Origin of the sequence: Streptomyces sp. NPDC050546 (genome assembly GCF_044457425.1) — a bacterium.
Classification (GTDB): Bacteria; Actinomycetota; Actinomycetes; order Streptomycetales; family Streptomycetaceae; genus Streptomyces.
Map to the genome: position 1 here is coordinate 455,383 of NZ_JBITGX010000003.1, position 21,716 is coordinate 477,098.

Consider the following 21,716-nt stretch of genomic DNA (forward strand, 5'->3'; position numbering starts at 1 on the left):
AGGGTCGATCGTCCCCCCTGTCAGGAGAGTAATGGCCGTCAACCTGGTCAATGTCGAGAACGTCAGCAAGGTGTACGGCACCCGTGCCCTGCTCGACGGCGTCTCCCTCGGCGTCTCCGAAGGGGACCGCATCGGCGTCGTCGGCCGCAACGGCGACGGCAAGACCACTCTGATCCGGATGCTCGCCAAGCAGGAGGAGGCCGACACCGGGCGCGTCACGCACTCCGGCGGACTGCGCAGCGGCGTGCTCACCCAGCACGACTCGCTCGACCCCGAGGCGACCGTCCGCCACGAGGTCATCGGCGACATGGCCGACCACGAGTGGGCGGGCGACGCCAAGGTCAGGGACGTGCTGACCGGCCTGTTCGGCGGGCTCGACCTGCCGGGGTTCCCCGCGGGCCTGGACACCGTCATCGGGCCGCTGTCCGGCGGTGAGCGGCGCCGTATCGCGCTCGCCAAGCTGCTCATCGAGGAGCAGGACCTGCTCGTCCTCGACGAGCCCACCAACCACCTCGACGTCGAGGGCATCTCCTGGCTGGCCCGGCACCTCCAGGTCCGCCGGTCCGCCCTCGTCTGCGTCACCCACGACCGCTGGTTCCTCGACCAGGTCTGCACCCGCATGTGGGACGTCCAGCGCGGCGCCGTCTACGAGTACGAGGGCGGCTACTCCGACTACGTCTTCGCCCGGGCCGAGCGCGAGCGCATCGCCGCCACCGAGGAGGTCAAGCGGCAGAACCTCGTCCGCAAGGAGCTGGCCTGGCTGCGGCGCGGGGCGCCCGCCCGTACGTCCAAGCCGCGCTTCCGGGTCGAGGCCGCCAACGAGCTCATCAAGGACGTACCGCCGCCCCGCGACAGCAGCGAGCTGATGAAGTTCGCGTCCACCCGGCTGGGCAAGACCGTGTTCGACCTGGAGGACGTCACCGTCCAGGCGGGCCCCAAGGTCCTCCTCAAGCACGTCACCTGGCAGCTCGGACCCGGCGACCGGATCGGTCTCGTCGGTGTCAACGGCGCCGGGAAGACCTCCCTGCTGCGGGCCATGGCCGAGGCGTCCCGGACCGACGGGGAGACGCAGCCCGTGGGCGGGCAGGTCAAGGTCGGCAAGACCGTCAAGCTGGCCTACCTCTCCCAGGAGGTCGCCGAACTCGAGCCGAGCACGCGCGTGCTGGAGGCCGTGCAGCAGGTGCGTGAGCGCGTCGACCTCGGCAAGGGGCGCGAGATGACCGCCGGGCAGCTGTGCGAGACGTTCGGCTTCACCAAGGAGAAGCAGTGGACGCCCGTCGGCGACCTGTCCGGCGGTGAGCGCCGCAGGCTCCAGCTGCTGCGTCTGCTCATGGACGAGCCCAACGTCCTCTTCCTCGACGAGCCCACCAACGACCTCGACATCGAGACGCTGACGCAGCTCGAGGACGTGCTCGACGGCTGGCCCGGCTCGATGATCGTCATCTCCCACGACCGGTTCTTCATCGAGCGCACCACCGACCGGGTGTTCGCCCTGCTCGGCGACGGCGCCCTGCGGATGCTGCCGCGCGGCATCGACGAGTACCTGGAGCGGCGCAAGCGCATGGAGGAGGCCGCGGCCTCCTCCTCCGGCCCGGCCGCCGCTCCGCAGACGGCGGCTCCGGAGAAGAGCGCCGCCGACCAGCGCGCCGCCAAGAAGGAACTCCAGAAGATCGAGCGGCAGCTCGACAAGGTCTCCGAGAAGGAAACCAAGCTTCACTCCCAAATCGCCGAAAACGCCACGGACTTCGCGAAGGTGGCTGAACTGGACGCAGAGCTGCGCGAGTTGGCAGGTCAGCGCGAGGAACTGGAGCTGCGCTGGCTGGAACTCGCCGAGGACGCGTGAAGGGTGCGTGAAGACGCATAACGACGGCATCACGGGCCGGTCCTCCCTTGGGAACAGGGGATGATCGGCCCGCTCTGCTGTTGGAACGGAGTGATAGAAAGAGCCGTCTTAGAACTTTATGAAACGACTCTGAGCCCATCGCGTACCTCAGGGCGTGGCTAAAAATCAGTGATCGAACGGGGGAGCCGCTGATGACTCAGCCGCCCAGTCAGCCACCGCACGGTGGCTTCGGAGCACCGCAGAACCAGCCGCCGCAGGGCGGTGGCTACGGGGCACCGGGGACCCCGCCGCCACCCCAGGGCCCGCCGCAGACGCCGCCGCCCCCGCAGGGCCCGCCGCAGACGCCGCCGCCTCCGCAGGGCCCGCCGCAGACGCCGCCGCCTCCGCAGCCGGGGTACGGCTATCCGCAGCAGCCTCCGCAGCAGCCCGGGCCTTACGCGCAGCCGGGCCCGTACAACTCCGGCCCCTACGGCCAGCCGCAGCAGCCGGGTCCGTACGGTCAGCCGCAGCAGCCGGGTCCGTACGGTCAGCCCGGCTACGGCTACCCGCCCCAGCCGCAGTACCCCGGCGCGCCCGGCACCCCGCCCGGCGGCGGTTCGGGCAACCCCTTCAAGGGCAAGCCCGCGATGATCATCGGTGCCGCGGTCGCCGCGCTGCTCGTGGTCGGCGGCACGGTGTGGGCGGTCACCGGCGACGGCGGCAAGGGCAAGAAGAAGCCGGTCGCCCAGCAGAGCAACGGCAAGTCCGGCGCCTCCGGCCCGGTCAACCCCGGTGACGGCAAGGGCGACGGCGGCGACGACCCGGAGAACCTCAACGAGGGCCGCCAGGCCGGCGAGGCCAAGGTCCTCTGGTACAAGGAGGCGCCCGACGCGCCCAAGTCCGGCGCCGACGCCGCCGGCATGTGGATCACCGACAAGACCGCGGTGAAGGCGGCGTACAAGCAGCTCTTCGCGTACAACGTCGGCGACGGCAAGCCGACGTGGGACACGATCACCTTCCCGCAGAAGATCTGCGCCACCACTCCGGAGAAGACGGCCGACGACAAGATCGTCGTCGCCTACATGAGCGGCAGCAGCGACCGCGCCAAGTGCAACCAGCTCCAGGAGATCGACCTCGGCACCGGCGAGAAGGGCTGGAAGGAAGAGGTCGCCGACGGCGCCCTGTTCGACTCCACGCTCTCCGTCGAACTGTCCGTCACCGGCACCACGCTGATGGTGGGCCGCTCCCAGTCGGGCACGGCGTACGACGTCACCAACGGCGACAAGCTCTTCGACAAGAAGCGCTACGGCGACTCCTGCTTCCCCGCCGCGTTCGCGGGCGGCGAGAAGCTGATCGCCGTCTCCTCCTGCGGCGCCGGCGGCAACAACGAGCACGACGAGGTGCAGCAGCTCAACCCGAAGACCGGCAAGGTCGAGTGGACCCAGAAGTTCGACAAGGGCTGGCGGGTCGCGCGCGCCTACTCCGTGAGCCCGCTGGTCATCTACAGCACCAACGAGGAAAAGAAGACCTGGAACATCTCGACCTTCACCTCCGGCGGCAAGTTCCGCTCGCAGGTCGGCTTCGACGAGGACTTCGCCCCCGAGTGCGGCTGGGCCATCCTCGAGCGTGACCTCCAGGGCTGCCAGGGCGTCGCCGTCGACGACTCCACGCTCTACCTGCCGACCGAGGCGACCACCGGCGCCAACGAGATCGTCGCGGTCAACCTCGCGAACGGCAAGGAGAAGTGGCGGGTGAAGTCCCCGGCCGAGGAGTCGATGCTGCCGATGAGGACCGAGGGCGGAAAGCTCATCGCCTACATCGAGCCCTCGTACGACGCGGGCGGCCAGATCGTGTCCATCCCGACCGGCGGCAGTGACCACAAGCCGGTCAAGCTGCTCCAGAACCCGCAGGGCGCCGCGGACATCGAGAACGGCTTCTTCTCCAAGGACATCGACTGGGCCGGCGGCCGCTTCTACATCTCGACCACCCGGCTGAGCGGAAACGACGACACGAAGGAGAAGTTGATGCTCGCCTACGGCAAGTGACTCTTCTCCCCGCTCCTCTGCCCTCTTCGTCGTCTTCCCCCCTCCCCGAGGTGCTCACGTCATGACCCAGCCGCCGCCCCCGCCGCCCCAGCAGCCGCCGTCCGGTGGAGGCTTCGGGCCGCCCCAGGGCCAGCCCCCGCAGCCGGGGTACGGCTATCCGCAGGCTCCCCAGACGCCGCCCCAGCCGCCCCAGGCTCCGCAGCCGCCCCAGGCCCCGCAGGGACCGCCTCCCGGCTACGGCTACCCCGGCCAGCCGCCGCAGGCGCCGTACGGACAGCCGGGACAGCCGGTGCAGCCAGGGCAGCCGGTGCAGCCGGGCTACGGTCAGCCCGGCTACGGCTATCCGCAGGGCACCATGCCGCTCCAGCCGCAGCCCGGACACCCCGGACACCCCGGACACCCCGGACAGCCGGGACAGCCGGGACAGCCCGGCGGCGGCAAGAAGTTCAACGCGCAGCTGGCGATCATCGTCGCCGCGGTGGTGGCGATCGCCCTGATCATCGGCGGCGGCGTCTGGTACTCCTCGTCCAAGGACGACGGCAAGAAGGACGACACCGCCAGCTCCGGGGGCACCACCGGCGGCACGGACGACGGCAACGGCGGCACCACCTCCTCCGGCAAGGAGAAGGCACCCTCCGACCCCAGCGCCAAGGTCCTCTTCCAGGTCCCGGCGCCCGAGGTGAAGAACGACAGCACGGTCGTCGTCTCCGGCTCGTGGCTCACCGACAAGACGTACGCCAAGAGCGGCATCGCCCAGATCGTCGGCTACGACCGCGACACGGGCGGCAAGCAGTGGACGATCCCGCTGGACGGCCCCGTCTGCCAGGCCAGCCGCCATGTCACCGAGGACAACAAGACGGCGATCCTCTACCAGCCCGAGATGCCGACCAAGGCCGACCCCTCGCACGGGTGCAGCCAGGTCGCCCTGATCGATCTCGACGCGGGCAAGAGGCTGTGGACGAAGACGGCCAAGACCGGTGACCAGCTGATCAGTTTCGACAACGTCACGATCAGCGGCAAGACCGTCGCCGTCGGCAGCAGCAGCGGCGGCGCCGCCTTCGACATCTCCGGCAAGCCGCTGTGGAGCCCCAAGCCCAGCGACTCCTGCTACGACGCCGGGTACGGCGGCGGCGAGAAGCTGGTCGCGGTGCGCAAGTGCGGCTCGTACGAGCAGCGGCAGCTGCACATCCAGACCATCGACCCGAAGTCGGGGAAGGTGATCTCCGAGTACAAGATGGCCGAGGGCATCGAGTACGCCAGCATCGTGTCGACCAACCCGCTCGTGGTGGCCGCCGACGTCGGCGACTCCGCGGGTGACGGCAGCGGCATCTCGGACTTCTTCTCCATCGACAGCAAGACCGGCAAGCTGCGCACGCGCATCTCGGCGCCGGGCGAGCAGTTCGCGGCGCGCTGCGAGGGCATCACCCGCATCGAGTACTGCAACCAGCTGGCCGTCGGCAACGACCGGCTGTACATCCCGACCGAGGAGCACGACGGCAAGGGGGAGTACAGCCAGACCAACGAGATCGTCTCCTTCGACCTCGCCACCGGCAAGCAGACCGGGCAGCGGGCCGACGCGGGGGACGGCTACACGATCTCGCCGCTGCGCATGGACGGCGGCAACCTGATCGCGTACAAGCGGCCGCCGTACGACAAGGGCGGGCAGATCGTGAGCATCGACGGGGGCAGCTTCAAGGAGACGAAGCTGCTGGAGAACCCCGCGTCGGAGCAGGTGCGCGACGTGGAGAGCAGCATGTCGCCGGACTACTCGGAGTTCCTGTACGCCGACGGCCATCTGTTCATGTCCAAGGTGTACGCGAGCAAGCGGCCTTCGACGGGTGACAAGGAGTACCTGGCGGTCGGGTTCGGTACAGGCTGATCGTCCGATGATCATCTGGTGATCGACTGAGGTTGCCTTCGGTCCCGTCCCTGTTCAGGGGCGGGACCGTTCGCGTTTGGCTCAGTCAACCTCGAATGATGGGAATTTCGGCGATCCGGGGCGATTCTCGCGGGTAGGGGAGCGCAACGTCGAACAAGCGTGTAGCTTCCGGGGGCATGAAGGCGGGGGAGCCGGGGGGCTTCCATTGGGGGGACCGGGGTGACTGGGGGGTTGCTCGATGGGAGTGCGGCTCATGGTGGTCGACGACCACCGATTGCTGGCCGAGGCGCTGGCCTCCGCGCTGAAGCTGCGGGGGCACCGGGTGCTGGCCGCGGCGGCGCCGGCCGCGGGGGCGGCGGAGCTGGTGATCACGAGGGCGCCTGAGGTGTGCCTGCTGGGCACGGCCACACCGGCGGAGCCGGGCATCTTCGACCCGGTGGTACGCATCAAGCGGGAGCGGCCGCAGGTGGCGGTGCTGGTGCTGGGCCCGGTGCCGAGCCCGCGCGGGATCGCGGCGGCGTTCGCGTCGGGCGCTTCCGGCTACGTCCGGCATGACGAGCGCATAGAGGGCGTCGAGCGGGCGATCATGAAGGCCCGGGCGGGCGAGGCGGCGGTGGCGCCGCAACTGCTCCAGGGCGCGTTCAGCGAACTGCTGAACCCGGCGGCCCAACCGGACGACGAGGGCCAGCGCTTGCTCCAGATGCTCACGCCGCGCGAGGTGGAGGTCCTGGTCCGCGTGGCCGACGGCGAGGACACCCGCCTGATCGCGGCAGGCATGGGCATCGCACCGTCGACGGCCCGCACGCACGTCCAGCGAGTCCTGATGAAACTGGGCGTGGGCTCCCGCCTGGAGGCAGCGGCACTGGCGGCCCGGACAGGCCTGCTGGACCGCGCGGGGCCGGTGCCGCGGGAGCCGGGGCCGGAGGGCGAGCAGTTGTAGGCCGTACGTTGAGGTGTGGGTCGGTTTCTGGTCGATCTCCGCCCCGCGTGGCATCCGACACAAGGACACCTTCACGAGACCTACACAGGAAATCCCTAGGTGTGTCACGGGACTTGTGGCTGTCGGGCCGGTAAACCCCATGGCTTCTTTCCTGCCACACCGACCTCGCGCCGAAGAAATCCCCTGGTTGATTCGAACGCCAGTGCCTAATGTGATCGTCGCGCCCGGCGGGGCTGACCACTCCGCCACAGCGCGCGTCAACCGGCGACCAGGGGGACACCGTCGCCACGGGGAGGGGCGCACCGCCATGCCGCGGAACCGGCACTTCGCGCATCTCCTCCGCTTCTTTTGAGGGGCACCCCTGGACGTCTTCCTTTGCGACGAGGGGGATGCTTTCTTGCGCTCACGACCAGGGCCCTTCCTGCCCAGAACCCGTTTCAAGCCCAGACCGGGCAGATCCCGGTTCCTGACCTCTGTCGTCACGTCCGCGGCGGCCGTGGCCGTACTGGCCGGCCTTGCGGTCCAGCCCGGCGCGCTGGACCGGCTCACCGGCACGGAGGCGGCCGCCCCGGCGAGCGACACGGACGACTGGGCCGAGGACACGGCAGCCGAGCAACTGCGACAGGACCAGTGCCTGATGGCGGATGTGCTGCGCATGGGTGGGCCGTCCATGGCCGCGACCGCGCAGGACGGCCTCAACCTGCCGCCGGACAAGCTGCATGCCCTGGCCGACCAGGACCACTGGGAGGACACCCCGCTGGCCGGTGCGTACCAGCGGGACAGGGACGCGGCCGAGAAGCAACTCGATGCCGCCTACGCCCTTCGCAACGAATGGGCGAAGCCCCTGGACGGCCTGGAGACTCCGGGCGGGTTCACCGTCTCCGATTTCCACTGGCCTCCTGGAGGACCAGGTGATGAGGAGCAGGACTTCCACAGCCAGACCGGTCTGACCCAGTGGATCGCCGACAGGTTCTGGAAGTCCGAAGGAGACTTCTACGAGGACCCGACCCCCAAGGCCGACGACAAGACGCTCAAGGTCGTCAACGACCTGGGGACCCCGCTCTACGGCGACAAGCCCTACGACCCGGACCTGCCTCCTGGTGAGCGGCAGCGGCAGTACCAGGAACAGCGCGCGTTCCAAGGACTGTTCAACACCTTCAACGGCAAGGGCGCCGACGACGCCCGTCTGTTCCTGGCCTCCGGCGGCTTTCCCCGCACCGCGCCGGAGCCCGGTACGGCCGAACACCGCATCGCGGTCGAGGACATGAAGACCAGGTACGCGTCATGTGCCTGGCGGGATCCGATCGACCCGAACAAGGCCCTGGGCGGCATAGCCGACACGGCCACCGCGGAGTGGCAGCGGGAGATCGCCTCGCAGGCGGCCCAGCGCAACCAGATCCTGAAGTCCAGCAAGGACGCCACCAACGCCCTCGGTGCCGGTGCGAAGGCGCTGGGGAACATGCTGGGGCACTCCTGGGTCGCCGACCGTCTGGTCCGTTGGCAGGACTACTGGTCTCCCGGCGGTATGGGCTGGATCGGCGACTCCTCGGCGGTCATCCAGGTCGAGGCGGCGAAGGGCAAGTGCCTGGACGTGCAGGGCGGCAAGACGACCTCGGGCACCCCGGTCCAGATCTACACCTGCAACGACTCCTCGGCACAGCAGTGGCAGCTGCGTGGTTCCGGCGACGGCTACGGCCTCGTCAACGTCAGGTCGCAGAAGTGCCTGGACGTCGAGAACAGCGACCCTGCCAACGGCACGAAGATCCAGATCTGGACGTGCAACGGCAGCAGGGCGCAGCAGTGGGACTTCGACGTCCGCGCCGTGGGCGAGCTGCGCAATGTCGCCACGGACAAGTGCCTGGACCTGAACAAGTTCGACAACAGCCACAACGCCTGGCTGTGGGCGTGCAACGGCACGAACCCGCAGAAGTTCCGGATCGTCCCCGAAGGCCACAAGGGCACGGACAGCCAGTTCTACCCGGACAAGGCGCAGTTCGAGAAGGCCAAGAAGGGCGTCACGGCGGAGCAGGCGGGAGCGAAGAAGCAACTCGACGTTCTCAAGGCCCAGTTGGCCACTGCGCAGAAGCACGCCACCGCCACTGACACAGCGCAGAAGGCGGCGTACGCCGTCGCCGACGAGGCCGGTGCCCCGCGCGGCCGGGGTCTGCTGGTAGGCCAGCAGAAGGCGCAGGTGACCAAGGGCGCTGTGGCCGCTCTGGAAGCGCTGGTGAAGGCCGGTACGACCGCCGAGGCCGCCACCCGTGCCTCAGCCGGCGACAGCGCGACCATCGCGCAACGCGCCCTGGCTCAGACGGCGCAGTCGAAGGCGGAGTTCCGCAAGGCCGCCGCGGCGATGGCCGAGTCCCAGGCGAAGGCCGCGGCCGACGCGGCGAAGGCCCACCGCGACAACGCCAAGAAGGACAAGGAGACCGCGGAAGCCAAACTCGCCGAGGCCCTGAAGGCCGAAGGCGACGCCAAGGCGGCCGCCGCCAAGGCCCACGCCGAGCGCCTGGCCGCCGAGGCCGAGGAGAAGACGGCCGAGGCGGAGAAGAAGACCGCCGCGGCCAAGCAGGCCGAGGCCGCCCGGCACAAGGAGAACGCCGAAGCCGAGGCGGCGAACGCCAAGGACGCCAAGGACAAGGCCGAGGCGGCCGAGGGCACGGCGGTCGAGAAGAGGGACGACGCGGTCAAGGCCCGCGACAAGGCCCGTGACCTGCGCGACGACGCGTGGGATGCCGAGCAGAAGGCCGACGCGACGCGCGCCAAGGCGGACGCGAAGGAGGCCTACGCCCAGGCTCACGAGTCCGACAGCAACGCCCAGGAGGCCAGAGCGGCGGCGGACGCCGCGAGCGGCCACGCCGACGACGCCGAGGCAGCCGCCACCAGGGCCCGTTCCGAAGCGGACGCTGCGACGAAGGCTGCAGCAGACGCCGACGCGGCGGCCACGCGCGCGGAGGCGGCGGCCAAGCGCTCCCGCGCGCACGCGGACGGCGCCCAGGCCGCGAAGCTGAAGTCCGACGCCGCGCTGAAGACCGCGACGAGCGCCGCGGCCGAGGCCATCGACGCGTCCGAGCACGCCTCGTCCGAGGCCAAGGCGGCGGTCGAGATGGCCGACGAGGCGGAGAAGCAGGCCAAGACCGCCAAGTCCCACGCGGACGAGGCGAACAAGGAGGCCGCCAAGGCCCTGGCCGCCTCCGCGAAGGCCGCGGGCTTCGCCCACGTCACCGCCCAGGCCGCCGTGGACGCCGGTAACGCCGCCGCCCAGGTCGCCAAGCCGGCCAACGACGCGATCCAGCTCGGCTCCCCGTACATCGACACCGACTCGGCAGCCAGCCTGGTGGTCCTCACCGGCCAGGCGTCCAAGACGATCGCCGAACAGCAGCAGTCCGTCGCCGACGCCCACGCCAAGAACGCGGCGGCAGAAGCATCGGCCGCCAAGAACCTGGCGGACCAGGCGAAGGGGGACGCCAAGGCCGCCTACCAGCACGCGGCCAACGCGGCCGGACACGCGGCGACCGCCCGCACCTACGCCAAGGAAGCCCTCGGCTACGCCGCCGACGCCGCCAAGGCCGCCTCCAAGGCGACGGCGTCCCTGGCCCGCACCATCGAGTACAACCGCCAGGCCACCGAGGACGCAGAAGCCGCCGACCAGGCAGCCGGCCGCGCCGAGAACCACGCCAGGAACGCCCGCGACTCGGCCGACCAGGCAGCCCTCGACGCGGAAGCCGCCCGCACCGCAGCCGCGGTAGCCGAAGAGGCAGCCAAGGATGCCCGAGCAGCGGCCGACCGCGCCGACGCGGCAGCGACGGAGGCCGAGGAAGCGGCCAAGGACGCCCAGAAATACGCCGACGAGGCACAGGAAGCAGCGGAGTCCGCGGAACGGAAGGAAGCCAACAAGAATGTCTCCACAGGATCCGGAACCGGAGTCGAACGCACCTTCTTCGTCCTCGACAAGATCGAGCTTGTAGAACAGCCGAAGCAGCTCAACGGGTGCACCCTCACCATCGACGGTTGCACCGTGACGTTCGAGTTCCACTTCGACGCCCACGTCAGCTACTACTACTGCGCCAACCCGGACGTGCCTGCCACCGAAGCCGGCTGCCCGGCAGCAGACACCTTCTTTCTCACCACGGACACGAAGAAGGGCCTGAAGGAGGAGCGCACCTACCACTTCAGTTTCTGGGAGGTGGAGAAGGCCGGGCTCAAGAACCTCGCAGGACTCGTGGCCGGCCTCGGCTACGAGATGTTCGTCAAGGACTTCGCCGACTGCTACCACAAGGTGACGCCTGGCAACGACGGTGGCTCCGGATCAGGGTGCGCGTGGGCGGCGGCGGCGTTCGGTGGTCCCGCGATGGCGGCGAAGTTCGCCAAGGCCATCAAGCTCGCCGAGCGGGTCGAGGACGCCATCAGGACCGGCAGGGACGCGGAGAAGGTTCTGGCCGAACTGAAGAAGATCTACGGTGAGAGCGTCACCGCGGAGAAGCTCGCGAACGCCGCCAGCGAGGCAGGCATGGGGCTTCGCCTGTCGATCCGTATGGTGGAGCGCGCCAAGGCCGCTGCTCCCGGCTTGGACATGAGGTACGTGAACAAGCTCAAGGAAGCCGGGATCGAGGTCGACCAGAAGAACCTGTTCTGGGTGGTCCCGTACTCGCGGCCCGGCATGCCGCTCGCGTGGCTCGACGCCGGCGACGTGAAGAAGGGCCTCGTCCACGTCGTCTTCCGCCACGGCGGAGACTTCGCCCAGCGCGGCGTGCCGATCGAGGAGATCCCGAAGCTCCTCAGCAAGGCACTGAGCGAGGGGAAGATCGTCGGCCACCAGACGCCGACCAGGCCGATCTTCGAGACGGTGTACAACGGGAAGTCCCACCGAGTGGCTATCACCATCGGAGACCAGGGCCAGAGCAAGGGACGGGTGATTGGAGCGAATCCGGCATGATCCACAAGGTTCCTGAGCATCTCCTCGTACGCGCGCGCGGCGACGCCTCCCCGCTGTATGGCACGGACGCCGGGACGTTCGCCCGCGTCGAGGACTTCACCCGTGGCCTTCCGGTCGACGACCACACGCTCGGGCTGCCCGACGACGTGGCCCGCAGGCTGACCGAGTGGAACCGGACCCGTCCCGCCGACGGGTTCGGGGCCCGCCCGGCCCTGCGCAAGCACGTCAAGGAAGGGCTGGACATCGCCCGGATGGTGGCGAAGCACCTCGGCCCCGGCTGGGTGGTGCGCTTCTGGGACGAACGGCACCAGGACGAGAAGTTCGTGTGCTGGGGGTGCGATCGGCTCCACTGGACCGTCGACGCCCATGACACACCCCCGCACCCGCTCGACCTCACCGTCGAGGGCGAGTACGGGCTGTACCCACTGCACGCGGAGGGTTTCGGAAGCTTCGCTCCGGACGATCCCGCTGCCGCCATCCATCTGTCCGATGATCTCGTGACCGCCTTCTACCAGTGGAAGGCGGCGATCGAGACGACGCTGATGAACGACGGCGACGACGACGAGTGGCAGCGCCTGTTCGAGGAAGGCAGCGACCTGTCGGAGCGTCTCGCTCGGGAGATCGGCCCGGCCCGGACGGTGACGTACCGAGGCATCGCCAACGGCGGTCTCGCCTCGATGACGTCGGTCACCTGGCAGGGAGACCGGCGGATGTAGCCGACTGCCGACCGCAGTTGGTGGAGCGGAGAGGGGTTACCCCTCTCCGCTCTCCGTTCACCAGGGCACCGGAAGGAGCAGAGTCATACACGAAAAGTCGGCGTCCAGTCGCCCACCTCGGCGCCTCGCCGTCACTCCCTAGGTTCATCCCCCGGCGCAGCATCCGGCGGCGGCGGAGCCGCAGGCCTCAGTTTCAGCCATGCCAGGAAGAACAGACCGAGCAGCAGCATGCCGAGCCCGGTCCACAGGTTGATGTTCACCCCCTCCGCCTTGTCGATGTCGGCGTCGGACGCCGTGAACCCCGCGATCATCACGATCACGCCGTACACCACGAACAGTCCACCGATGATGCGCCGGATGTCGAACAACTGTGCAGCCGTCGCCGACTTGCTCTGCAGCTCGGTGACTTCCCGCTGCACGTCCTTGTCGGAGTAGAACTCGGACATACGTCAATCCTCCCTCGGTCGGAACGGGAACGGTCAGAACGAGAACGGGATGTAGCAGGCCGCGGCCAGCACGATCGCGCCCCACCCGAGCAGCGCCGGCTTGCGGTACCAAGCCTCGTCCCCGGGTGCCGGCGGCTCCGCCATGCCGGGTGAGGTCGTGCCGTAGACCAGCCCCTGGAGTTCCTCGGCCGGCTTCGGTGCGGTGAAGAGCGACACCGCCACCATGACGACGGCGCCCGCGACGAACCCCGCGATCGCCGAGACGAAGTTGGCGCCCTGGTCGGTGGGGATGTCGACGATGTCCTGCTTGTAGAGGACGAAGTAGTTGATCATCGCGGCGGTGGTGCCCACGAGCAGCCCCCAGAAGCCCGACTTCATCGAGGCCCGCTTCCAGAACATGCCGATGATGAAGACGACGAACATCGGCACGTTGAAGAAGGAGAACAGCGTCTGGAGGTAGGCCATGATGTTCGAGAAGGACCTCGCCAGGAACGCCGTGCCGATGGAGGCCAGGACGCCGATCGCGGTGATGAGGCGGCCGAAGCGTACGTAGTACTCGTCCTCGCGGCCCCGCACGACGTACTTCGCCCAGATGTCCGTCGTGAACACCGTGTTGAACGACGACACGTTCGCCGCCATGCCCGCCATGAACGCCGCGAGGAGGCCGGTGACGGCGATGCCCAGCACACCGTTCGGCAGCAGCTGTGCCATGAGGTACGGGATCGCGTCGTTGTACTGGAGGTCCGAGCCGGAGGTACCGATCTTGGGGACCAGGACGGCGGCCACCAGACCCGGGATCATCACCAGGAAGACGATGAAGATCTTCGGGAACGCGGCGATGAGCGGTGTGCGCTGGGCCGCCGAGAGGTTCTTGGCGGACAGGGCGCGCTGCACCTCGGCGAAGTTCGTCGTCCAGTAGCCGAAGGACAGGACGAAGCCGAGGCCCAGGACGATCGTCAGCCAGTTCGCCCCCAGCGGGTTGTCGCTGCCGATGCCCGTACCGCCCCAGGACGTCATGAAGTCGGCGCCGCGGGTCTCGGTGAGGGAGTCGGACAGGCCGTCCCAGCCGCCCACCTTCTTCAGGCCGAGGACCGCGATCGGGATGAGCGCGGCGAGGATGACGAAGAACTGCAGGACCTCGTTGTAGATCGCCGAGGACAGGCCGCCGAGGGTGATGTACGCGAGGACGAAGAAGCCCGCGACGACGATCGCCACCCACTCCGGCCAGCCCAGCAGCGCCTCGACGACGATGGCCAGGGCGTAGAGGTTGACGCCGGCGATGAGGATCGCGGCGAAGGCGAACAGGATCGAGCTCAGCAGATGCGCCGGCCTGTCGAAGCGAAGCAGCAGGAACTCGGGGACCGAGCGGACCTTGGAGCCGTAGTAGAAGGGCATCATCACCAGGCCAAGGAAGACCATGGCCGGGATGGCGCCGATCCAGTACCAGTGCGTCGTGTAGACGCCGTACTGCGCGCTGTTGGCGGCCATGCCCAGGATCTCGGTGGCGCCCAGGTTGGCGGCGATGAAGGCCAGACCGGTGACCCAGGCGGGCAGCGAACGGCCGGAGAGGAAGAAGTCGAGACTCGTCTTCACCGAACGGCGGGCGGCGAAGCCGATGCCGAGGACGACGACGAAGTAGATGCCGAGGAGCGTGTAGTCGAGCCAGTTCGTGGGGAGTCGCAGCTCGGCTGACAGATATGTGGGGGTCTGCATGAGCCCTCGCTTCGTTGCGTGAACCGATACGCCGCGGAATCTACGCCTCCGCGTTCAGTCATTGAACACGTCTGTTGATGGCCTTTGTTTGATTGTGATGTTGACGGTTGGGGGGAGCGGTGTTTTAATATGTTCGGTTATGTTTGAAGGATGAGGAGTCCGGCGTGAAGAAGACCTCGACCCGGCTGGCCGACGGTCGTGAGCTCATCTACTACGACCTGCGTGACGACAGCGTGCGCGACGCGGCCGACCGCCGCCCCCTGGACCGCACCGTCACGACGTCCGAGATCCGCCGCGACCCCCTGCTCGGCGACTCCGTCGCCATCGCCTCGCACCGCCAGGGCCGCACCTACCACCCGCCGGCCGACGAATGCCCCCTGTGCCCCTCCGAGGGCGACCGGCTGAGCGAGATCCCGGACTCGTCGTACGACGTCGTCGTGTTCGAGAACCGCTTCCCCTCGCTGGCCGGAGACTCGGGCCGCTGCGAGGTCGTCTGCTTCACCTCCGACCACGACGTCTCCTTCGCCGGCCTCACCGAGGAGCAGGCGGGCCTGGTGCTGGAGGCGTGGACGGACCGTACGTCGGAGCTGTCCCATCTCCCCTCCGTCGAACAGGTCTTCTGCTTCGAGAACCGCGGTGCCGAGATCGGCGTGACCCTCCAGCACCCGCACGGGCAGATCTACGCCTATCCCTTCACCACCCCGCGCACCGCGCTGATGCTCCGCTCCGTCGCGACCCACAAGGAGATGACGGGCGGGGAGAACCTCTTCGACGCCGTCCTGGAGCGTGAACTCGCCGACGAGCGAGTCATCCTGGAGGGTGAACACTGGGTGGCATTCGTGCCATACGCGGCGCACTGGCCGTACGAGGTCCACCTGTACCCCAAGCGCCGTGTGCCTGACCTGCTCGGTCTTGACGAGGCCGCCCGCACAGAGTTCCCCAAGATCTATCTGGAACTCTTGAGGCGCTTCGACCGGATCTTCGATGGGGGGGACGGTGGGGAAAGCACCGAGGGCGAGCCTCCGACGCCGTACATCGCGGCCTGGCACCAGGCCCCCTTCGGCGCGCTGGAGGAGTTCGACGGGGTCGTGCGTGAGGACTTCGCGCTTCACCTCGAGCTTTTCACCATCCGCCGCACTTCCGGCAAGCTGAAGTTCCTCGCGGGTTCCGAGTCCGGCATGAACGTGTTCATCAACGACGTGCCGCCGGAGCGCGCGGCCGAGCGACTGCGAGAGGTAGCGAGTTCATGAGCGGGAAGTACCTGGTGACAGGCGGTGCGGGCTACGTCGGCAGCGTCGTCGCCCAGCATCTGCTGGAGGCGGGCCACGAGGTCGTCGTCCTGGACAACCTCTCCACGGGCTTCCGTGAAGGCGTCCCGGCGGGCGTCACCTTCATCGAGGGCGACATCCGCGACGCCGCCAAATGGCTGGACTCCTCGTACGACGGCGTGCTGCACTTCGCCGCGTTCTCGCAGGTCGGCGAGTCGGTCGTGAAGCCGGAGAAGTACTGGGACAACAACGTCGGCGGCACCATGGCCCTGCTGGCCGCGATGCGCGAGGCGGGCGTGGCCAGGCTGGTCTTCTCCTCCACGGCCGCCACGTACGGCGAGCCGCAGCAGGTCCCGATCGTCGAGTCGGCGCCGACGTCCCCCACCAACCCCTACGGCGCCTCGAAGCTCGCCGTCGACCACATGATCACGGGTGAGGCGGCCGCCCACGGCCTCGCCGCGGTCTCGCTGCGCTACTTCAACGTGGCGGGCGCCTACGGCGAGCACGGCGAGCGCCACGACCCCGAGTCCCACCTGATCCCGCTGGTCCTCCAGGTAGCGCAGGGCAGGCGCGAGGCGATCTCCGTCTTCGGTGACGACTACCCGACGCCGGACGGCACCTGCGTACGCGACTACATCCATGTGGCGGACCTGGCCGAAGCCCACCTGCTGGCCCTGAAGGCGGCCACCCCCGGCGAGCACCTCATCTGCAACCTCGGCAACGGCAACGGCTTCTCGGTCCGCGAGGTCATCGAGACGGTCCGCAGCGTGACCGGCCACCCGATCCCGGAAGTGGTCGCCCCCCGCCGGGGCGGCGACCCGGCGGTCCTGGTGGCCTCGGCCGCCACGGCCCGCGAGAAGCTGGGCTGGAACCCGTCCCGCGCGGATCTCGCGGGAATCGTCGCGGACGCGTGGGACTTCGCGCAGCGACGCGGCAACTAGTACGTACGAAGGGTCAGGGGACAGGCATGAGCGAGGCTGTGGCGGAGAAGGTCGCCGCACGGTTCGGTGAGCTGTACGGCGCCGAACCGCACGGGGTATGGGCGGCACCGGGCCGCGTCAACCTCATCGGCGAGCACACCGACTACAACGACGGCTTCGTCATGCCGTTCGCCCTGCCGCACACGGCGGTGGCGGCGGTGTCACGCCGCGAGGACGGCGTCCTGCGCCTGCACTCGGCGGACGTCGAGGGCGGGGTTGCCGAACTCCGCCTCGACGACCTGTCCCCCGAGTCGGACAAGAACTGGACGGCGTACCCGGCGGGCGTGGTCTGGGCCCTGCGCGAGGCCGGCCACGCGGTGACGGGCGCGGACATCCACCTGTCCTCCACGGTCCCCTCGGGCGCGGGCCTGTCCTCCTCGGCGGCGCTGGAGGTGGTGGTGGCGCTGGCGCTGAACGACCTGTTCTCGCTCGGCCTGCGCGGCTGGCAGCTGGCCCGTCTGTGCCAGCGCGCGGAGAACGTCTACGTCGGGGCCCCGGTCGGCATCATGGACCAGACGGCATCCGCCTGCTGCGAGGCCGGGCACGCGCTCTTCCTCGACACCCGCGACCTCTCCCAGAAGCAGATCCCCTTCGACCTGGCGGCCGAGGGCCTGCGCCTCCTCGTGGTCGACACGCAGGTCAAGCACTCCCACAGCGAGGGCGAGTACGGCAAGCGCCGCGCGGGCTGCGAGAAGGGCGCGGCCCTGCTGGGCGTCAACGCGCTCCGGGACGTCCCCTACGGCGAGCTGGACGCGGCCCTGTCCCGCCTCGGCGACGAGGAGGAGGTCCGCCGCCTGGTCCGCCACATCGTCACGGAGAACGAGCGCGTCGAACGGGTGGTGTCGCTGCTGGAATCGGGCGACGACACCCGCGCGATCGCCCCGATCCTCGTCGAGGGCCACGCCTCCCTCCGCGACGACTTCCGCATCTCCTGCCCCGAACTCGACCTGGTCGTCGACACGGCCCTCACCTCCGGCGCCCTGGGCGCCCGCATGACCGGCGGCGGCTTCGGCGGCTCGGCGATCGTCCTCGCGGAGGAGACGGACGTCGACGCCATCACGAAGGCGGTGACGGAAGCCTTCGCGGCGGCCGACTTCACGACACCGCGGGTGTTCGAGGCGGTGCCTTCGGCGGGCGCGCGGCGCCTGAGCTGATCTCGCCACGAAGATCGGGCGCCCTCACCTCCAGCAGGAAGGGCGCCCGACTCATGTTCCTGGACTTCAGCGGTTGACGGCCTGGTACTCCTGGACCTGCACCTCGGTGGTCGTGGCGAACGTGCCATTGGGCAGGTCGCCGCCCGTGCCGCCCGAGCCTTCCCAGGAGATTTCCCAGGTGAGCGTCGCCTCAAGAGGGTAGGCGCCGTCGCCCGACGACCGCAGATACCGCACACCGCACGGAGGCGTCAGCTCCGCCTTGCCCCTGGCGTACGGCTCTCCGATCGAACCGTCGTCGTTGATCCCGCACTCGCCGGACGCCGGCAGGCTCTCCGCGTCCTCCGTCCCCGGCTCGATGTGCAGACTCACCGGCTTGGCGGTCGTGGTCGCCCACAGCCCGGTACCGGGCAGACTCGCCGTGACCGAGACCGGCTTGAAGGCGCCCTTGTCCAGCCAGATCCAGGTCGGCGCGTTCACCGTCGACTTGCCGTCCGGCGCCAGGGAGATCTTGGTCGGGGGCACGACGGTTCGCTGGTGGGCGAGCCCGGCGAGGGTCTCGGTGTCGATGGCCTGGGGGACGCCGGGGTCCTTGCCGTTGTCCACCCAGAAGGGTGCCCGTGTGCAGGTCTTGGCTGCCGGGTCGTCCTTCATCTCAGGGTTCTTGACGGCCACCCACCACATGCCCTTGTCGTTCTTGGCGACGTTGAAGTCCTTGTACGGGTGACCCTTCTTGTAGCGTGCCTGGACGTCCGCGATGCCCTCCGGCTCGCCGCCGGCGGATTCGTACATCGACCACTTGGCCTCGTTGAAGGTCTTGAAGTCCTTGGCCTTCCAGTACGGCTCGTACCAGCAGGCGGGCGGCTCCCAGTCCACGGCGGTGGAGGTGACCGGACCACTGTCCTTCGCCCTGGTACCCGGGACCTTGAAGCTGACGTGGGATTCCAGGGCCGGGCCGGAGGAGTTACCGGACGTCTTCTTCTGTTGGACGCCGACACTGTCGAACCCTCCGGCCGAAGCCGGAAGAGGTCCAAGGCCGGCCAGCGTGATGGTGAGCGCTGCTACGCCTGTGCACCGCGTCAGGGCTGGCACTTCTGCGACCCCCGGTCCTCGGTGAGATCCCAGGTCTGCCAGACGCCGTCTTCGTTCTTCTTCAGGCCGAGGTTGTAGAAGACGTAGCTGTTGGGCGTGGTCTTGGTGCCCTGCATCTTGTTCGTCTCGCGGTTCTTGAGGTCCGCCTTGCTCTCGTCGACGCAGTACGTCAATGCCGCGGACTTCTTGTCGTCGAACACCGTCACCTGGCGGTCGAAGTAGCGCAGGGTGCCGGCCCAACTGGTCTTCTCGTCGATGGCGCCCTTCACGTACTCGTAGATGCCGACCATCGCGTTGTCCGTGTAATAGAAGGCGATGCCCGACTTCTTCATGTCGCCGGACGCCATGGCCTGCCACACCGTGCTGACAGTCCGCTCGTTGTCCGCCAGAATCGCGTCCTTCGCCGCATCCCCTGTCTGCCGCCCCTCAAAATCCAGCTTCATGTCCGAGGGCAGCTTGATCTCCGGCCGATCGATCCCATCCGCAGACGCGGACACCGACGGCGAAGCTGACGGCTTATCAGCCGAGTCCGCTCCCGCGATCTTGTCGGAGGACGACTCGTCACCTCCCCCCGAGCCACAGGCGGTCAGCAGCAGGGCCGCGGATGCGGTGAGCGCGGCCGTCACAAGCCGAGCGGGGCGGTTCACTGTGTCTCCCGTTGATGATGTGGGGGGATAACTCAAGCGAACCCACGCTATCGGGGGGCCGAACCGCGACGGCGAAGAGGTCTTCAGCCCAGCCTCTTCGTCAGCGTGTACTCAGTGATCCCCGGCGGATAGTCCGGCACCACGCACACCACCTCGTACCCCTGCTTCTCGTAGAAGCGGGGCGCCTGGAAGTCCCAGGTTTCCAGGCGGGACGAGTGGCAGCCGCGTTTCGTTGACGCGATGCGCTCCGCCTCTGCGAGGAGTCCGCCGCCGAGGCCCGTGCCGCGGTGGCGTTCGTCGACCCAGAGGTAGGTGACGTGGAGCCAGGTCGCCCAGGTGTAGCCGACGAGGCCGCCGGCGAGAGCGTCGTCCGCGTCGTTCACAGCCCACACGTGCAACGGGACGTCCCTTTCGTCCGGGGTTCCGCGCAGGGCTCGCAGGATCGGAGAGGCGGTTGTGTTCGCTTCCCGCAGGCGTGTGCGGAGCAGATCACGTCGGGCCTTGTCGACTTCTGTCTCAAGACGGAACATGCGGCACACCATAAACGCGCAGGACAGTCAGTTCTGCAAATAACCTTCCGCTCCCGGCCCCCGGCCGTACCCTGATGAACAGCACCGGTGGGGGCCGGTGCCGATCAGGGGGCGAGACAGCCGGGTACGACGCCCGGAGTGGGGGTACCGGTTTCTGCACGGCGGCGGCCGTGCGGCTGCGGCAACCCGGCCAGACCGCTGCGAGACGGACGGACATACGCAGCGGCCGGGCACTCCGGCGTCGTACCCGTGCGGGTTCGTGTTCCGACGATGGGGAATCCCCTGCTCTCAGGAGCCTGGGGAAGGGGGTTACGTGGTTCGCATCCGAGTCCTGGTCGTCGACGACCATCGCATCTTCGCCGAGTCACTCGCCGCGGCCCTGGCCGCCGAGCCCGACGTCGACGTCTCCGCGGCCGGCAGCGGTCCCGCCGCGCTGCGCAGCCTGGAGCGGGCGGTCGCCGAGGGGCGGCGCTTCGACGTGCTGCTCGTGGACGCCGACCTGGGCGGCATGGTGCCCGGCATACGGCCGGCCGTACCGGTGCAGGACGGCAACGAGGACGGGCTCGTCGACGGGATCTCCCTCGTCACGGGCGTGCGGTCCGCGCAGCCGAACGTACGGACCGTCGTGCTCGCCGAGAAGGACGACCCCCGGCGGGCGGCGCTCGCCCTGCAGGCCGGGGCCTCCGGCTGGGTCGCCAAGGACTGTTCGCTGTCCCGGCTGCTGACCGTCATCCGCGGGGTGCTGCGCGACGAGACCCATCTGCCGCCCGCACTGCTGACCGGCGTACTGCGGGAGCTCACCGCCGCGCGCAAGCACCGCACCGAGAGCGAGCGGCTGGTCGAGTCGCTGACGCCGCGGGAGCGGGAAGTGCTGCGGTGCATGGTCGCCGGGCTGGGCAGGAAGGCCGTCGCCGAGCGGCTGTATCTGTCGCCGCACACCGTGCGGACCCATATGCAGAACGTCCTGGGCAAGCTCGGCGTGCATTCCACCCTCGCCGCCGTCGCCCTGGCCCGGCGGGCCGGGGTCGGGCCCGTCGACCTAGCCGGGGATGTTGTCGAACGGGGCGGTCAGCTGGCGTAGCAGCCCCGCGAGTTCGCCGCGCTGGGCCCGGGAGAGCTCCGCGAGGATCGCGCGCTCCTGGTCCAGCAGTCCCGCCAGGGCCTGGTCCGCGCGGTCCCTGCCCTCGTCCGTCAGCCGGACCAGGACGCCCCGGCGGTCGCTGGGGTCGGGGAGGCGTTCCACCAGGCCCTTCTTCGCCAGGCGGTCGATGCGGTTCGTCATCGTGCCCGACGTGACCAGCGTCTGGGTGAGGAGCTGTCCCGGAGAGAGCTGATACGGCGTGCCCGCGCGGCGCAGGGCCGTCAGGACGTCGAACTCCCACGGCTCCAGACCGTGCTCCGAGAAGGCCAGCCGACGCGCCCGGTCCAGATGCCGGGCCAGTCTGCTCACACGGCTGAGCACCTCGAGCGGTTCCACGTCGAGGTCCGGGCGCTCCCGGCGCCATGCTGCGACCAGCCGGTCGACCTCGTCCTCCATGACGATCAGTGTAG

The 21,716-nt window shown here is 69.0% G+C and carries 16 protein-coding genes; 10 read left to right on the top strand and 6 right to left on the bottom strand.

Translation table 11 applies throughout. The features are described from left to right. The first annotated feature begins 31 nt into the window (after positions 1-31). The 6 genes from ACIBK5_RS10165 to ACIBK5_RS10190 all read left to right on the top strand — a co-directional run bounded on the left by ACIBK5_RS10165 (position 32) and on the right by ACIBK5_RS10190 (position 12,338). Positions 32-1,843 carry an ABC-F family ATP-binding cassette domain-containing protein gene (locus ACIBK5_RS10165; protein WP_399018072.1) on the top strand — a complete coding sequence of 604 codons (1,812 nt, stop codon included), beginning with the start codon at positions 32-34 and terminating at the stop codon, positions 1,841-1,843. Between the two features lie 191 nt (positions 1,844-2,034). Next, on the top strand, positions 2,035-3,867 hold the full coding sequence (locus tag ACIBK5_RS10170; RefSeq protein ID WP_399018074.1) for a PQQ-binding-like beta-propeller repeat protein: 1,833 nt from the start codon (positions 2,035-2,037) through the stop codon (positions 3,865-3,867). A gap of 61 nt (positions 3,868-3,928) precedes the next feature. Continuing rightward, entirely contained in the window at positions 3,929-5,746 is a 1,818-nt protein-coding gene (locus ACIBK5_RS10175; RefSeq protein ID WP_399018076.1) for a PQQ-binding-like beta-propeller repeat protein, read from the top strand. Positions 5,747-5,984: 238 nt separating this feature from the next. Then, complete coding sequence (locus ACIBK5_RS10180) at positions 5,985-6,686, top strand: LuxR C-terminal-related transcriptional regulator (protein ID WP_399018078.1); 702 nt, start codon at positions 5,985-5,987, stop codon at positions 6,684-6,686. 397 nt (positions 6,687-7,083) lie between these two features. Further along, positions 7,084-11,622 (top strand): RICIN domain-containing protein, encoded by a 4,539-nt coding sequence (locus tag ACIBK5_RS10185; RefSeq protein ID WP_399018080.1) that lies wholly within the window; start codon positions 7,084-7,086, stop codon positions 11,620-11,622. Next, on the top strand, positions 11,619-12,338 hold the full coding sequence (locus ACIBK5_RS10190; protein ID WP_399018081.1) for a hypothetical protein: 720 nt from the start codon (positions 11,619-11,621) through the stop codon (positions 12,336-12,338). Before ACIBK5_RS10185 ends, ACIBK5_RS10190 begins: the two co-directional genes overlap by 4 nt. Positions 12,339-12,469: 131 nt before the next feature. Here the strand turns inward: ACIBK5_RS10190 and ACIBK5_RS10195 are convergent, their stop codons facing one another. Continuing rightward, on the bottom strand, positions 12,470-12,784 hold the full coding sequence (locus ACIBK5_RS10195; RefSeq protein WP_399018083.1) for a hypothetical protein: 315 nt from the start codon (positions 12,782-12,784) through the stop codon (positions 12,470-12,472). Between the two features lie 33 nt (positions 12,785-12,817). Further along, positions 12,818-14,497, bottom strand: a complete 1,680-nt coding sequence (locus ACIBK5_RS10200) for a sodium:solute symporter family protein (RefSeq protein ID WP_399018085.1) — start codon at positions 14,495-14,497, stop codon at positions 12,818-12,820. Between the two features lie 164 nt (positions 14,498-14,661). Here ACIBK5_RS10200 and galT point away from each other — a divergent pair, with 164 nt between their 5' ends. The 3 genes from galT to galK are packed head-to-tail and all read left to right on the top strand — an operon-like array spanning position 14,662 to position 17,899. After that, positions 14,662-15,747, top strand: a complete 1,086-nt coding sequence (galT, locus tag ACIBK5_RS10205; RefSeq protein ID WP_399018087.1) for a galactose-1-phosphate uridylyltransferase — start codon at positions 14,662-14,664, stop codon at positions 15,745-15,747. Continuing rightward, positions 15,744-16,706 carry a UDP-glucose 4-epimerase GalE gene (galE, locus tag ACIBK5_RS10210; protein ID WP_399018088.1) on the top strand — a complete coding sequence of 321 codons (963 nt, stop codon included), beginning with the start codon at positions 15,744-15,746 and terminating at the stop codon, positions 16,704-16,706. Before galT ends, galE begins: the two co-directional genes overlap by 4 nt. 26 nt (positions 16,707-16,732) lie before the next feature. Beyond that, positions 16,733-17,899, top strand: coding sequence for a galactokinase (gene galK, locus ACIBK5_RS10215; RefSeq protein ID WP_399018090.1), 1,167 nt, complete (start codon positions 16,733-16,735; stop codon positions 17,897-17,899). 66 nt (positions 17,900-17,965) lie between these two features. On the opposite strand, the gene ACIBK5_RS10220 is transcribed toward galK, so the two are convergent. From ACIBK5_RS10220 to ACIBK5_RS10230, 3 genes are all read right to left on the bottom strand, one after another. Then, positions 17,966-18,772 (bottom strand): hypothetical protein, encoded by an 807-nt coding sequence (locus ACIBK5_RS10220; protein WP_399018092.1) that lies wholly within the window; start codon positions 18,770-18,772, stop codon positions 17,966-17,968. Positions 18,773-18,975: 203 nt separating this feature from the next. Then, complete coding sequence (locus ACIBK5_RS10225) at positions 18,976-19,614, bottom strand: hypothetical protein (protein WP_399018094.1); 639 nt, start codon at positions 19,612-19,614, stop codon at positions 18,976-18,978. Between the two features lie 104 nt (positions 19,615-19,718). Next, a complete protein-coding gene (locus tag ACIBK5_RS10230) occupies positions 19,719-20,177 on the bottom strand; it encodes a GNAT family N-acetyltransferase (protein ID WP_399018096.1) in 459 nt (152 codons plus the stop codon). Positions 20,178-20,478: 301 nt separating this feature from the next. Here ACIBK5_RS10230 and ACIBK5_RS10235 point away from each other — a divergent pair, with 301 nt between their 5' ends. Beyond that, positions 20,479-21,246 carry a LuxR C-terminal-related transcriptional regulator gene (locus ACIBK5_RS10235; protein ID WP_399018098.1) on the top strand — a complete coding sequence of 256 codons (768 nt, stop codon included), beginning with the start codon at positions 20,479-20,481 and terminating at the stop codon, positions 21,244-21,246. Here the strand turns inward: ACIBK5_RS10235 and tamR are convergent. After that, on the bottom strand, positions 21,205-21,702 hold the full coding sequence (gene tamR, locus ACIBK5_RS10240; protein WP_030242768.1) for a MarR family transcriptional regulator TamR: 498 nt from the start codon (positions 21,700-21,702) through the stop codon (positions 21,205-21,207). The two genes, ACIBK5_RS10235 and tamR, sit on opposite strands and share 42 nt — an antisense overlap. Positions 21,703-21,716: the final 14 nt, after the last annotated feature.

Excerpts from the sequence above, each read along its gene's own strand:
- ACIBK5_RS10165 (WP_399018072.1), top strand. The coding sequence starts at position 32 with ATGGCCGTCAACCTGGTCAATGTCGAGAACGTCAGCAAGGTGTACGGC.
- ACIBK5_RS10170 (WP_399018074.1), top strand. The coding sequence starts at position 2,035 with ATGACTCAGCCGCCCAGTCAGCCACCGCACGGTGGCTTCGGAGCACCG.
- ACIBK5_RS10175 (WP_399018076.1), top strand. The coding sequence starts at position 3,929 with ATGACCCAGCCGCCGCCCCCGCCGCCCCAGCAGCCGCCGTCCGGTGGA.
- ACIBK5_RS10180 (WP_399018078.1), top strand. The coding sequence starts at position 5,985 with ATGGGAGTGCGGCTCATGGTGGTCGACGACCACCGATTGCTGGCCGAG.
- ACIBK5_RS10190 (WP_399018081.1), top strand. The coding sequence starts at position 11,619 with ATGATCCACAAGGTTCCTGAGCATCTCCTCGTACGCGCGCGCGGCGAC.
- ACIBK5_RS10195 (WP_399018083.1), bottom strand. The coding sequence starts at position 12,784 with ATGTCCGAGTTCTACTCCGACAAGGACGTGCAGCGGGAAGTCACCGAG.
- ACIBK5_RS10200 (WP_399018085.1), bottom strand. The coding sequence starts at position 14,497 with ATGCAGACCCCCACATATCTGTCAGCCGAGCTGCGACTCCCCACGAAC.
- galE (WP_399018088.1), top strand. The coding sequence starts at position 15,744 with ATGAGCGGGAAGTACCTGGTGACAGGCGGTGCGGGCTACGTCGGCAGC.
- galK (WP_399018090.1), top strand. The coding sequence starts at position 16,733 with ATGAGCGAGGCTGTGGCGGAGAAGGTCGCCGCACGGTTCGGTGAGCTG.
- ACIBK5_RS10230 (WP_399018096.1), bottom strand. The coding sequence starts at position 20,177 with ATGGTGTGCCGCATGTTCCGTCTTGAGACAGAAGTCGACAAGGCCCGA.
- tamR (WP_030242768.1), bottom strand. The coding sequence starts at position 21,702 with ATGGAGGACGAGGTCGACCGGCTGGTCGCAGCATGGCGCCGGGAGCGC.